The sequence below is a fragment of the Thiorhodococcus drewsii AZ1 genome (assembly GCF_000224065.1).
Taxonomy (GTDB): domain Bacteria; phylum Pseudomonadota; class Gammaproteobacteria; order Chromatiales; family Chromatiaceae; genus Imhoffiella; species Imhoffiella drewsii.
Map to the genome: position 1 here is coordinate 32,966 of NZ_AFWT01000011.1, position 12,855 is coordinate 45,820.

Genomic DNA, 12,855 nt, shown 5'->3' on the forward strand with positions numbered 1-12,855 from the left:
CATCGTTCCGATCGATCAGCCTACGGATACAGGAGAGCCCAGATGCACCCGCAACCTACCCTCGAACACAAGCTGCCGGTCACGGTGCTGTCCGGGTTTCTCGGCGCCGGCAAGACCACGCTGCTCAACCACATCCTCAACAATCGCGAGGGGCGACGCGTCGCGGTGATCGTCAACGACATGTCCGAGGTCAACATCGACGCCGCCTTGGTCGACAAGGAGGTCCAGCTCAACCGCGCCGAGGAGAAGCTGGTCGAGATGAGCAATGGCTGCATCTGCTGCACGCTGCGCGAGGATCTACTGGTGGAGGTCAGCCGGCTGGCGAAGGAAGGCCGTTTCGATTACCTGGTGATCGAGTCCACCGGTATCTCCGAGCCGCTGCCGGTGGCCGAGACCTTTACCTTCCAGGACGAAGGGGGCGCCAGCCTGTCCGATGTGGCGCGCCTGGACACCATGGTGACGGTGATCGACGCGGTCAACTTCGATGTCGACCTCGAGCAGGCCGACAGCCTCCAGGCGCGCGGCGAGTCACTCGGCGAGGAGGATGCGCGCACCGTCTCCGACCTTTTGATCGACCAGGTCGAGTTTGCCGACGTCATCGTCCTCAACAAGATCGACCTCATTACCAGCGCCGAGCGCGAGCGACTGCGTCATGCCCTGCGTCAGCTCAATCGGCATGCCCAGATCATCCACGCCAGCTTCGGACAGGTTCCGCTGGACCAGGTGATGGGCACCGGGCGGTTCGACTTCGCCCGTGCCGCCCAGTCGCCGGGCTGGCTCGCCGAGATCCGCGGCGAGCACACGCCCGAGACCGAGGAATATGGCATCGGCAGCTTCGTCTATCGCGCCCGCCGTCCGTTTCATCCGGTGCGCTTCGCCGAGGCGCTCAAGACCGATTGGCCCGGCAACGTCTTGCGCTCGAAGGGCTTCTTCTGGCTGGCCTCCCGCCCCGATGCGGCCGGCGAATGGTCGCAGGCCGGCGGCATCGTGCGCCATGGACCGGCCGGAATCTGGTGGGCCGCCGCGCCCCGCGAGCATTGGCCGACGGACCCCGAGTACCTGGCACGGATCGAGGCCGAATTCGACGGCGAGTATGGCGACCGCCGCCAGGAGATCGTGTTCATCGGCCAGAACCTGCAGCCCGAGCGCACCCGCGAGATCCTCGATGGCTGCCTCTTGAGCGAGGAGGAGATGGCCGCGGGACCAAGGGCCTGGAAGGCGTTGGACGACCCATTCCCCAGGTGGTTTGCCGAGAAGAGCGAGGACTGATCCCATGGCCGACGAGACCGAACGCTACGCTGCGGAGCTGATCCCCAGCGACTACGCCAGCTGGCGCTATTGCATCGAGGTTAAGTGCGGTCTGGCGCTCGAGCCAGACTTTCTCCGCGCGCGCATCGCCGTCTTGAGCGATCCCGGCCACGAGGAGACACAACGCTTCGCCCGGCTTTACGGCGATACGCACCTGAATCGGATCTTGGCCTGGTTTCGGCAAGCCGCCGCCGAGGCGTGATCCGCGTCATTGGAGGCCATGAGATGCACCAAAGCGAGCAAGCGCGGCACGCGCAACCGGTCATGTCCGCCGACGGCGGACCCCCCATCGACGACCACTACATGGGGCCGCGTCAGTTGGCCTATTTCAGACAGAAGCTCCTGGACTGGCGGTCAGCCTTACTCGCCGAGACCGACGCGACCCTCGCGGAGCTGGTAGACGACAGCCACCATGAGGTTGGCGATGAGCTCGACCGCGCCAGCCGCGAGGCCGCCCAGACCCTGGAGCTGCGCACGCGCGACCGCGACCGCAAGCTCCTGGGCAAGATCGATGCGGCCATCGCCCGCATCGACGACGGCAGCTATGGCTGGTGCGAGGAGACCGGCGAGCCCATCGGCTTGGCGCGGCTCGACGCCCGCCCAGTTGCGACGCTCTGCCTGGAGGCGCAGGAGCGGCGCGAGCTCCGGGAGCGACAGACGGGACCGGGTCTCTGAGAAGCATCCAGGCGACTTGGGGCTTTGTTGCCTTGGCAATCTGTTGCACAACGGCAGCTCTCACCGATCTGCAGGCCGACCGACAACCAGGAGGAATGTCCGTGCGAAGAATCTTGTTACTGCTGTTGCTCATGCCGGCCATGGGCTTCGCTGAGCCATTGCGCGTGTTCGCCAGCGTGATCCCGATCCAGACCTTTGTCGAGAAGATCGGCGGTGAGTACGTGGACGCGCGGGCCATGGTGCGCCCCGGCTTCGATCCGCATTCCTACGATCCGACACCGCAGCAGATCGCCGCCTTGGCGGATGCCGTGCTCTACGTGCGCACCGGAGTGCCGTTCGAGCAGGCTTGGATGGAGCGGATCCGGTCAGCCAACCCGAGCATGCAGGTGGTCGACGCGCGTGATGGCATCACATTGCGCGAGCTGGAGGCCCATGATGACGAGGATCACGACCATGGTAGCGGAACCGAGCAAGACCATGAGCAGGATCCCCATGTCTGGACCAGCCCGCCGTTGGTGAGGCACATGGTCGGTGTCATTCGCGACGCGCTCACCGATCTAGACCCCGCCCATGCGGCTGACTTCGCCCGCAACCACGATGCCTTCGCGGCCGAGCTGGACAGCCTCGATCGCGACCTGCACAAGCGGCTCGATCCACTGCCCAACCGCAAGTTCATGGTGTTTCATCCGGCCTGGGGCTACTTCGCCGACACCTACGGGCTGACCCAGGTTCCGATCGAGCGCGAGGGCAAGGAACCCGGGCCACGCGCGCTGGCCGCGCTGATCGATCAGGCGAGGGCGGACAGGATCAAGGTGGTCTTCGTGCAGCCCCAGTTCGATAAGCGCCAGGCGCGCCAGGTGGCGCAGGCGATCGATGGCGCCGTGATCCCCATCGACCCCTTGGCCTCGGATTATGTCGACAACCTCCGCCGGGTCGGACGCGAGTTTGCGCAGGCGCTGCAGCCTTGAGCCTTCTCAACCCTTCCCGTCCCCATCTGTCGGTTGCCAGGCATGTGTCCAAGGGAGCGCCTGGTGGATAGCACGCTGGTGAACCAGGTACTGGAGCATGCCGAGATCGTGTGCCGCGCGCGCGGGGTGCGGTTGACCGAGCAACGCAAGACCGTTTTGCGATTGCTCTGTGCCTCGGACAAGCCGGTGAGCGCCTATGAACTGCTGAATCGGATGCGGGGCGTCGTCAAGAACCCCGCGCCGGCAACGGTCTACCGGGCGTTGGACTTCCTGCTCGAGCAAGGGCTGGCCCACAAGCTCGAGAGTCTGCACGCCTACGTGGGCTGCACGCACCCGGATCACCCCCATGCGAGTCAGTTTCTGATCTGCGACGACTGCGGCGAGGTGATCGAGGTCGAGGATGCTAGCCTTGCCGAGACTTTGAGGGCCGCCGGTCAGGCCCTTGGGTTCAGCGTCAAGCGGCCGATCGTGGAGGTACTGGGAACCTGCGCGCGCTGCAATGCGAAACAAGAGGATGAGGCGTAAGCCGCGCCCCGTCCAATTAAGTGAACCTGTCTACTCGATTCTTTTGGAGATTCTCGATCGTGAATTGGAAACGCATTGCCTTGACGGCCTACATGCTGACGCCTTTGACACTGGTCGCCCCCGTGGCGATGGCGGCCGATGAGCTGGATCACGAACATCGCCAGCATGGTGCGCATGTTCACGGAGAAGGAGAGCTTCTCATTGCGCTCGAAGACGCAACGCTGGAAATGAGCTTCAGAATCCCGGGCATGGATCTGGTCGGTTTCGAGCACGCGGCCACGACGCCCGAGGAAAAAGAAACCATACAGAATATGAAGGCCTACTTGCGGAATGGCGATCAGGTGTTCGAGCTGACAGGATCGCCTGAGTGCCGACTGCAGCGTTCCAGCGCCTTGTTTGCCATGACCTCACATGCCCACCACCATCATGATGGAGATGAAGAACCCGGCCATGCCGACCACCATGAGGAACACCAGGATGGTGAGCACTCGGGGCATGCGGAGTTCCATGTCAAATATACATACGCGTGCGCGCAGCCGGAGCAGCTTGAGACCATTGTCTTCAAGATCTTCGAGGGACATGAAGCGATACAAAAGGTCAAGGCCGTGACGATCGTCGCCGATGAACAATCGGCCGCGACGCTGACGGCGGACCATCCGACGATCAGAATCAAGGAATGTCGATTGGAGCTTGGTGGTCGGTGTTTGATGTAAGGCTCGCCTCGGATGTGGTCGCGACTGGAATCATCGGAGGTTGAGGCGTTGGTTATCGAGATCGAGGATCTGGAGTTCCGCTGGCAGCCGGGCGCACCCAGGGTGCTGGCTATCGAAGATCTGAGGGTTGCCCAGGGGGAACGTCTCTTCATCAAGGGTCCCAGCGGCAGCGGCAAGAGCACCCTGTTGAGCCTGATCTCGGGGGTGACGACCGCCGCCACAGGCTCGGTTCGCGTCCTCGACCAGGCCCTGGAGCGGCTCGGCAGCATCAAGCGCGACCATTTTCGTGCCGATCACATCGGCTACATCTTCCAGATGTTCAATCTGATTCCCTATCTCTCGGTGGTCGACAATGTGACCCTGCCATGCCGGTTCTCGGCCCGCCGCCGCGCCAATGCGCTTTCACGGAGCAGGGATCTCGACACCGAGGCGCGACGTCTGCTGCGGCAGCTCGATATGGATCATCCCGATCTCCATCGGCGGGCGGTCACGACCCTGAGTGTCGGTCAACAACAGCGCGTGGCGGCCGCCCGCGCCTTGATGGGCGCGCCCGAGCTGCTGATCGCCGACGAGCCGACCTCTGCGCTGGATGCGGATCGGCGCGAGTCCTTTATCCAGCTTTTGTTCGACGAATGCCGCGCGTCCGGCGCGACCCTGGTGTTCGTCAGCCATGACGCCTCGCTGGAGCCGCTGTTCGACCGAACCCTGGACCTCGCCGCCGTCAATCGCGCGGCTCCGCCGGCCTTGGCTGGAATGGGGGAGGGCTGAGCCATGGCGATCCTGTCTCTGGCTTGGAAGAGCCTCCTGAACCGCCGCTTCACCGCGTTGCTGACGCTGATCTCCATCGCGCTGAGCGTCACCCTTCTGGTCGGCGTCGAGCGGCTGCGGACCGAGGCGCGGGCCAGCTTCGCCAGCACCCTCTCGGGCACGGACCTGATCGTCGGCGCGCGCAGCGGTCCGGTGCAGCTGCTGTTGTATTCGGTGTTCCGTATCGGCGACGCGACCAACAACATCTCCTGGGAGAGCTACCAGGACATCGCCGCGCATCCCAAGGTTGACTGGACCGTGCCCATCTCGCTCGGCGATTCCCATCGCGGGTTTCGCGTCTTGGGGACTACTGGAGCTTACTTCGAGCACTACCGCTACGCGCGTGATCGCCGGCTGGTCATCGACCAAGGGCAGCGGTTCGAGGATCTCTACGACGCCGTGCTGGGTGCCGAGGTTGCCGAGAAACTGGGGTACCAGATCGGCGATGCGATCATCGTCGCCCATGGGGCCAGCGATGTCAGCTTTGCGCGCCACGACGACAAACCCTTTCGCGTCTCGGGGATACTGGCCCGAACCGGGACGCCGGTCGATCGAACGGTGCACGTCAGCCTGGAGGCGATCGAGGCCATCCATGTCGATTGGCAGAGCGGCGCGCGGATTCCAGGCCTGTCGATCTCGGCCGAGCAGGCCAGGGCAATGGATCTGACCCCAAAGGCCATCACCGCCTTCCTGGTCGGACTCAAGTCCAAGATCGCCACCTTCCAGGTCCAGCGTTTCATCAATGAGTATCCAGAGGAGCCACTGTCGGCCATCCTCCCCGGCGTCGCGCTCAGCCAGCTCTGGGATCTGATCGGAATCGCCGAGAACGCCCTGCTGATCGTCTCCGCCTTCGTGGTCGTGGTCGGACTCTTCGGCATGCTGACCGCGCTCTTGACCAGTCTCGACGAGCGCCGCCGAGAAATGGCCATCCTGCGTTCGGTCGGCGCGCGCCCCGGCCATGTGTTCGCCTTGATCATGGGGGAGGCCGGCGTTCTCACGCTGCTGGGTCTGGTGTCGGGGATGGCCTTGCTCTATCTGTCCCTGATCCTGGGCCAGCCCATCATCGAGAGCCGGTTCGGGATCTTCATCCCCCTGGGCGGTCCGACGCCCTATGAATGGATCCTGCTCGGCGCCGTGCTCGTCGCGGGCGTTCTGGTCGGCAGCATCCCCAGCTACCGGGCCTACCGCTTGTCCTTGGCCGATGGGCTGTCGGTGCGGATCTAGCTCGGACCGAGGCTGCGACATAGGACGCGCCCCTCTTTCCAACTCAACTCAAGAACCTCTATGAAGCCTCTACACACAAACCCGGCGGTCAGCGGTACAGGCCACCATTCATCGTTGATGTCCAGGTGTCAAGTCCCCGAAGATTGTATACCCGCTTTTTGAATAGTTCGGGGCGCTTCTCAGCCCAATCCTTGAGGGCTTGAATCGGAGCGATGTGCCCGAGTGCTTTTTGCGGAATGTGCTGGTTGTAGACCTGAACGTAGCGGGTGATGGTTTGCTCGAGACTCTGTGAAGAATCGAAGCGTGTGGTGGCCAGCACCTCGGCGATGCGCCCATTGAAGCGCTCGACCATGCCATTGGTCTGTGGGGTTCTGGGTTTGGTCAGGCGATGCTCGATGACGTGCTGGGCGCAGACCTGATCGAAGCGATGCTGCCCGGTCGGCGAGCGCTCGCCCGTGGCGCAGAAACGGTCGGTGAACTCTTTTCCGTTGTCGGTGAGGATCTTGGAGAGGGCGAACGGCGCCTTGGCGATCAGGCGCTCGAGAAAGCCACTGGCTGAGGCCGCCGACTTATCGTCGAGGATCTCGACGTAGACCCAGCGAGTGGCACGGTCGATCGCCGCGAAGAGGTATTTTCGGCGGTCTTCATCGGGCATCTGGGGCAGGTACTTGACGTCGACATGGACGAAGCCGGGGGCGTAGTCCTTGAAGGTCTTCACCGGACGCTTCGCGGTGTCCGCCTCCTGCGGGATCAGGGACTTGAGGTTGGAGACCCCGTGGCGACGCAGGCACCGATCGAGTGCCGAACGCGAGGCCTCGGGGTGGATGAATTCGCGGGTAACCGCCAACAGATCGTCGAGCGGCAGCAACAGCGTTTCACGCAGGGCCACCACGAGGACTTCCTGCTCGGGCGAGAGCGTCGTCGAGAGGCGGTGTGGGCGGTGCGAAGCATCTTCGACCACCGTGCGTCGTCGCCACTTCCTCACCGTCTGCACCGAGAGATTGTACTGGGCGGCGAGGACCTTGCTCGGCAACGTGGAGGCTTGCAGTTCACGACGAATCGCTGGGGTCGTGCGGGCGTTTTTGTGCAGGCGGATGTCCATCGGCAATCAGGTTCTCGGTCGGTTGTCAGCAGGATGACTGTGATTTCCGCGAGTGGCTGCTTCATGGCTCAAGTGCTCTAGCACCTCGCGGGCACGGAACAAAGGATAGCTCCGTCGAGGCAGATAATCACACGGGACGTAACACTTAAGAATGTCGCCGTCAAGGGCGGGGCGTAGAGGCATTCATGTGGCGACATGAAAGCCTAACAACTGATTTCGCCGTTTGCGTGTACGATACCATCCTCCGCTCGTGGTTTACACAAAATCCCCTCGTGTGATGTAACGCCTTCCGTGCATCTTGCTCGCCAAGGCGTGATAAACGGAAGAACGGATATCTCCCCATGCTGCCTCTCCCGCCCGAGCTGTCCTCGTGGTTCGACGAGACCTTGTCTCGGCACGAGATCCCCGTTTACCAGCGGCCGCACTATCGAAAGCGGCTGCGTTTCTATCTGGATTTCTGCGCGAAGTATGGCCACCGGGCGTTGGAGCGGAGCAGCGTCCGCGCCTTCCTGCGCAAGCTCGCGGAGAAGGGCCAGGATGACTGGATGCGCAAGCAGGCCGTGGACGCTGTGCGGCTGTACTTCGTGCAATGCCGGGAGGCTGGGGAGCACCGGGACGATCGGGATTCCGATGGGATCTCGCGCCCGCAAGTTCCTTCCGCATCAGCGCGCGCTCGGCGCGCCCAGGTGCAACTGACCAGCACCGAGCGCCGGATCGCGGAGATTCCACCAATCTGCGCGGAGCCTGCGGGCCGCATCGTCGACGAAGCGGGCCAGAAGCACGCCGGCGCACGTCAGCGGACCGTGCCGCTGCCGGAGGTCTTGCTGCCGTCGCTGAGGGATCAGCTCGAGACCGTGGCCCGCGTCCACCGCGCGGATCTTGCTGCGGGATATGCCGGCACCTTTCTCCCGGACCGCTTCGAGCAGACGTCGCGGTCGGCGGCGACGGAGCTCGCCTGGCAATGGCTCTTCCCGGCGGCCAGGTTGACCAGGATCCCCGGTACCTCGGAGCGGCGCCACTATCACCTTCACGAGACGGCCCTGCAGAAGGCGCTCCAGGCGGCGGTGCGGGCGTCTGGGATCCCAAAGCGGGCCTCGGCCCATACGCTGAGGCACAGCTATGCCTCGCACCTGCTTCAGGCCAACTACGACATTCGCACGATCCAGGAACTGTTGGGCCATAGCCGCGTGAAGACCACGAGGATCTACACCCACAGGGTGCCCAGTGTTACGGTGAAGGAGGCGAAGAGCCCGCTGGATTTTTGATATCTGGCTCCCCGGCCTTTTCGATGCCTGGGACAGAGGCATCGTTCGCGCGGCAAGCAATGGTCGAACGCACGCCTTGAGATCCCCGACATTCATCGCGAGAACCCGAGATGCCTGAATCCCTGATCCCCGTGACCCTGCTGACCGGCTTCCTCGGCAGCGGCAAGACCACAGTGCTCAATCACCTGGTGCGTCGGCCAGGGCTCGCCCGTACCCTGGTCATCATCAACGAGTTCGGCGAGGTGGGGCTGGATCATCTGCTGATGAGCCGCCTCCCAGACGACAGCGTCGTGGAGATGTCTAGCGGCTGCCTCTGCTGCACCATCCGCGGCGACCTCGTCAGCACGCTCAAGGATGCGCATTGGCGTTTTTCACGCGGTGGCGAGTCGCAGTTCGACCGTGTCGTCATCGAGACCACGGGGCTCGCCGACCCGGCACCCATCGTTCAGACGCTGATGACCGTGGGCGTCATCACTCGGCGCTACCGGTTCGACGGCGTCGTCACCACGGTCGACCTCACCAACGCCGAACGGACGCTGGATACCCAGCCGGAGGCGCTGAAGCAGGCCGCGATGGCGGATTGTCTGCTGCTGACGAAGGCGGACCTCGCCGAGCCCGCCGCGGTCACAGCACTCGAGCAACGTCTCCTCGCGATCAACCCCTCGGCGCGCCGCCTGCGCGTGCATAACGGCGCCGTCGCGCCGGACAGCCTGTTTGGACTGGGTCTGTTCGACCCGGCGACGAAGATCCCGGATGTCGCGCGCTGGCTCAATGAAGAGGCCTTCCTGGACGCCCAGGATGCGCATGGTCATGACGCGCACCTGGGGCATGGCCATCATCACGACCATGATCTCAATCGCCATGACGAGCGTATCGGCGCATTCTGTCTCGTTCTCGATCAGCCGCTGGACAGCGGACTGATCGATGCCTGGCTCGACCAGCAACTGTCGCTCTGCGGCAGAGACATGCTCCGCATCAAGGGGATCCTGAACGTTCAGGGGCGCTCTGGCCCCCTGGTCATACAGGGCGTGCAGCATGTTCGGCATCCAACCATGGAGCTCCCCGCCTGGCCTAGCGACGACCGCCGCTCGAAGCTGGTCTTCATCACCCGGGGTATTGCGCGGGAGACCATCGAGGCATCCCTCGGCGCCTTCATCAACGCTTGGCAGCAGGGGGAGACGTCCCCTGTCGGTGCCGGCAAGGATCGACAGGCGAACCCGACATGATGTCGTCGTTATAGGCCGCCGGAATGATCGAAGCTGATCGGAGTATGAATATGCGAACAACCAAGGCCCCGTTGAGCGCGGCCCTGGTCCTGGCGCTCTTGCTGCTGAGCGCCTGCGGGCCAACATCGGACAATCCGTCCGAGGCGTCGGATCCGGCTGGCTCCCGAACTGGGCTGACGGCCGAAGAACTGGCCGTCGATCCGCCCTCGGACGAGATCGCCGAACTCGACTGGGACGCGCTGATCCCCGAGGACTGGCGTCCGGAGAAGCTTCTGGAGGGTCTGAGCACGGACGGGACAAGCCTGGACGACATCTCGGACGATGACCCGCGCGCCGCACCGATCATGCAAAAGCTCATGGCGCTATGGCAACAGGCACCAGTCGTGGACGCGCTAGAGGGTACCCGGGTGAAACTGCCCGGCTTCGTGGTGCCTCTGCAATTCGATTTGAGCGACGTGAGCGAATTCCTGCTCGTGCCCTATTACGGCGCCTGCATCCACGTTCCGCCGCCGCCCGCCAACCAGACCGTCCATGTCGTCCTGCCCAAGGGCGATGCCTACAACGGCGGTGTCTTCGACACGGTTTGGGTGACCGGTATCCTCAAGATCGAGCGCTTCTCGAGCGAGATGGCCGATGCGGGCTATCGCCTCGAGGCATTCGAGATCGCGCCCTATCCCTGAGCTGGGTGGAGCTCCGAGGAGTCACCCGCACTCTCAATGGTGACGCGACCGAGGACACCAACTACTGGCAATGGCCAAGATGCAGGTCATTGCCCTTGGCAAAGTGGCATTGGCGGGGTAGGGGGCGCGGGATGCTCGCGTTTGTATCGGGCGATCTTCGGCTCGAGACTTTCTCGTGGCCAGTACCTCGGAGCGCCGATCTCCTGCAGACAGGATGCGTTCCAATAGGGGGCAGCTCCTGATGGCGATCGGCCGAGCGCGACTGCGCGCGCGACGGCATTGACGTCGGCCGCCTCAGGATAGATGTACAGGGTGGTTGGATCCCCGTTCGTGAGCTCAACGATCTCTCGAGCGTCCTGCGGTGGCCAGCTGGTGCAGCCGCTGCTGCGGCCGCTCGAGTAGTCCACCAGATTTCCCAGTGGCACGTAGCCCTTGTCATTCGCATAGGGACTGTCCGGATCGCGCAGTAGACAGGCCCCTTTGATCAATACCGCCGCGTGTCCGCCGAGTGCGCGCTGTTCGGCGTTTGCCGTCTCGCCCTCACCCTCGAAGGGTATGAATGGGCGGACCAGAAGGGCATTCTGCTTGGCGGAGACGCGGTAGTAGCCCTTGAAAGAGGCTCGTGTCTCGCCGGTCACATAGACTCCGCCCGCCGTCAGTCTCGAACCCAAGGCATTGCTGAAATGCTTCGCGCACCGTTTGTCGTTCTTGAAATCCGCGATACCGCTCAACGTGCGACCGCTGCCATGGCCTGACGAGATCGCGCGAAAGGACCGCTTGGCCTCGCAGATGATGAAGAACCGGCGCCCCGGTCGGCCATTGCGCTCAGTGTGCGGACGGGTGGCGTCCATGGCGAAGTAGCAAGGATTTCTGACGGCACCTTGCCTCACCTTGCGCAGGTAGAGCGCTCGCGCCCTTTCCAGGACTGGTGACGCGATTTGTCCTTCCCCTTCGCCGACATGGGCCTTCAACCAGGTCGGGATGCCCGAGGAGCGATCCCCAGCGAAGGAACAGGATGAGATCGCAAAGGCGATGAACGCGATGAGGAGAGCGTGGCTCATGTGGTATCTCTGGTGGGCGGGCAGGTATGCGTCCGTCCTGCCGCACGGGTTCGGTCGCGCTGCCGTGAAGGCCGCGAGGCCCTTCAAGAAGACAGATCTCACTCGCATCAATCAATCCTCTCATCGAAACCTGTTGCGATTGGTTGGAGCTTCGTCCGCAGCATAGCGCCGCTCGTCGATGATCGCTTCATCGCCTTGCGGGTTGCGGTGTGCTCGTGCGAACTCGACGACGATCTGCCGATGTCGAGCGGGAGTCAAGTCCCCGACATGTGCTGGGATATAGCGGCTGATGGTTTGCTTTGGTCTGTGGGATTCTGGGTTTGATCCGTGGCTTTTCAGTGGGGTGGCGATCCGGGCGATGCCCGACTCGCCAGGACTGGACGCTCGGCTTATCCTGCCCGATCTCTGTAAGACCAGACCTTCAACACCGACTCGGACCGCCGCGATGACCCTGTCCTCCAGCTCTTGCCCCCCCCAGATCATGGGTATCCTCAACCTGACGCCTGACAGCTTCTCGGACGGTGGTCGCTATCTGGATCCCGCCGATGCCTTGGCTCGGGCGCTCCTGATGCTGGAAGAGGGCGCCGATATCATCGACGTTGGCGGCGAGTCGACACGTCCAGGATCCCAGTCGGTCGCGGCGGAAGAGCAGATCCGTCGCGTGCGCGGTGTCATTTGCCGCTTGCGGGAGCGTATCCCGGCCGAGGTGCCCATCAGCATCGACACGACCCTGTCCGAGGTGGCCGAATCGGCTTTGGATGCCGGTGCGAATTGGATCAACGACATTTCGGCCGGGTTGGACGATCCGCACATGCTGGCTCTGGCCGCCGAACGCGAGGTGCCCATCGTGCTCATGCATCGCCAGGGTCGACCGGACCGGATGCAGGACGATCCGTGCTATGGGGACGTTGTGACCGAGGTGCGCGATCATCTGGCCTCCAGGATCGAAGCGGCGTTGGCGGTCGGCGTGAAGACATCCAATATCCTGCTCGATCCAGGTATTGGATTCGGCAAACGCTCCGAGCACAATCTGTCGCTGCTCGCGGGGCTTCAATGCTTGGTGGATTTCGGTTTTCCCGTCCTCCTCGGCACCAGCCGCAAGCGTTTTATGGGCGCTATCTGCGGTGGTGTCGAGCCGGCGGCGCTCATGCCGGCAACCTGTGCGACGACCACGATCGGCGTGATGGCGGGGGTGCGCGTCTTCCGTGTCCATGATGTCGCCGGTAATCGCCAGGCGGCGGATGTGGCTTGGGCGATCCGCAAGGCCGGGCTCTGACCTGCGTTCTTGCTGCTTCGTCGGC

General features: G+C 63.5%; 14 protein-coding genes. 12 read left to right on the forward strand and 2 right to left on the reverse strand.

The window, feature by feature from the left end:
• Positions 1-42 precede the first annotated feature (42 nt).
• The 8 genes from zigA to THIDRDRAFT_RS09195 all read left to right on the forward strand — a co-directional run bounded on the left by zigA (position 43) and on the right by THIDRDRAFT_RS09195 (position 6,220).
• Entirely contained in the window at positions 43-1,269 is a 1,227-nt protein-coding gene (gene zigA / locus THIDRDRAFT_RS09160; protein ID WP_007040554.1) for a zinc metallochaperone GTPase ZigA, read from the forward strand.
• Positions 1,270-1,273: 4 nt separating this feature from the next.
• Entirely contained in the window at positions 1,274-1,510 is a 237-nt protein-coding gene (locus THIDRDRAFT_RS09165) for a hypothetical protein (protein ID WP_007040555.1), read from the forward strand.
• 23 nt (positions 1,511-1,533) lie between these two features.
• Positions 1,534-1,983 carry an RNA polymerase-binding protein DksA gene (dksA, locus tag THIDRDRAFT_RS09170; RefSeq protein WP_007040556.1) on the forward strand — a complete coding sequence of 150 codons (450 nt, stop codon included), beginning with the start codon at positions 1,534-1,536 and terminating at the stop codon, positions 1,981-1,983.
• Between the two features lie 101 nt (positions 1,984-2,084).
• Positions 2,085-2,951, forward strand: a complete 867-nt coding sequence (locus tag THIDRDRAFT_RS09175; RefSeq protein ID WP_007040557.1) for a metal ABC transporter solute-binding protein, Zn/Mn family — start codon at positions 2,085-2,087, stop codon at positions 2,949-2,951.
• A gap of 42 nt (positions 2,952-2,993) precedes the next feature.
• Entirely contained in the window at positions 2,994-3,476 is a 483-nt protein-coding gene (locus THIDRDRAFT_RS09180) for a Fur family transcriptional regulator (protein WP_007040558.1), read from the forward strand.
• 59 nt (positions 3,477-3,535) lie between these two features.
• Positions 3,536-4,189 (forward strand): DUF2796 domain-containing protein, encoded by a 654-nt coding sequence (locus THIDRDRAFT_RS09185; protein ID WP_007040559.1) that lies wholly within the window; start codon positions 3,536-3,538, stop codon positions 4,187-4,189.
• Between the two features lie 48 nt (positions 4,190-4,237).
• The gene (locus THIDRDRAFT_RS09190; protein ID WP_007040560.1) at positions 4,238-4,957 is read left to right on the forward strand and encodes an ABC transporter ATP-binding protein; all 720 of its coding nucleotides are present in this window, start codon (positions 4,238-4,240) and stop codon (positions 4,955-4,957) included.
• Positions 4,958-4,960: 3 nt separating this feature from the next.
• Positions 4,961-6,220, forward strand: coding sequence for an ABC transporter permease (locus tag THIDRDRAFT_RS09195; RefSeq protein ID WP_007040561.1), 1,260 nt, complete (start codon positions 4,961-4,963; stop codon positions 6,218-6,220).
• 88 nt (positions 6,221-6,308) lie between these two features.
• On the opposite strand, the gene THIDRDRAFT_RS09200 is transcribed toward THIDRDRAFT_RS09195, so the two are convergent.
• Positions 6,309-7,322 (reverse strand): IS481 family transposase, encoded by a 1,014-nt coding sequence (locus THIDRDRAFT_RS09200; protein ID WP_007040562.1) that lies wholly within the window; start codon positions 7,320-7,322, stop codon positions 6,309-6,311.
• Positions 7,323-7,663: 341 nt separating this feature from the next.
• Here THIDRDRAFT_RS09200 and THIDRDRAFT_RS23720 point away from each other — a divergent pair, with 341 nt between their 5' ends.
• From THIDRDRAFT_RS23720 to THIDRDRAFT_RS09215, 3 genes are all read left to right on the forward strand, one after another.
• Positions 7,664-8,587 carry a tyrosine-type recombinase/integrase gene (locus THIDRDRAFT_RS23720; protein ID WP_007040563.1) on the forward strand — a complete coding sequence of 308 codons (924 nt, stop codon included), beginning with the start codon at positions 7,664-7,666 and terminating at the stop codon, positions 8,585-8,587.
• A 110-nt stretch (positions 8,588-8,697) separates the two neighbouring features.
• Positions 8,698-9,813, forward strand: a complete 1,116-nt coding sequence (locus tag THIDRDRAFT_RS09210) for a CobW family GTP-binding protein (protein WP_007040564.1) — start codon at positions 8,698-8,700, stop codon at positions 9,811-9,813.
• A gap of 50 nt (positions 9,814-9,863) precedes the next feature.
• A complete protein-coding gene (locus THIDRDRAFT_RS09215) occupies positions 9,864-10,493 on the forward strand; it encodes a DUF3299 domain-containing protein (RefSeq protein WP_007040565.1) in 630 nt (209 codons plus the stop codon).
• Positions 10,494-10,579: 86 nt separating this feature from the next.
• On the opposite strand, the gene THIDRDRAFT_RS09220 is transcribed toward THIDRDRAFT_RS09215, so the two are convergent.
• Complete coding sequence (locus THIDRDRAFT_RS09220; RefSeq protein WP_040844421.1) at positions 10,580-11,554, reverse strand: hypothetical protein; 975 nt, start codon at positions 11,552-11,554, stop codon at positions 10,580-10,582.
• A 445-nt stretch (positions 11,555-11,999) separates the two neighbouring features.
• Here THIDRDRAFT_RS09220 and folP point away from each other — a divergent pair, with 445 nt between their 5' ends.
• The gene (gene folP, locus THIDRDRAFT_RS09225; RefSeq protein ID WP_007040567.1) at positions 12,000-12,830 is read left to right on the forward strand and encodes a dihydropteroate synthase; all 831 of its coding nucleotides are present in this window, start codon (positions 12,000-12,002) and stop codon (positions 12,828-12,830) included.
• Positions 12,831-12,855: the final 25 nt, after the last annotated feature.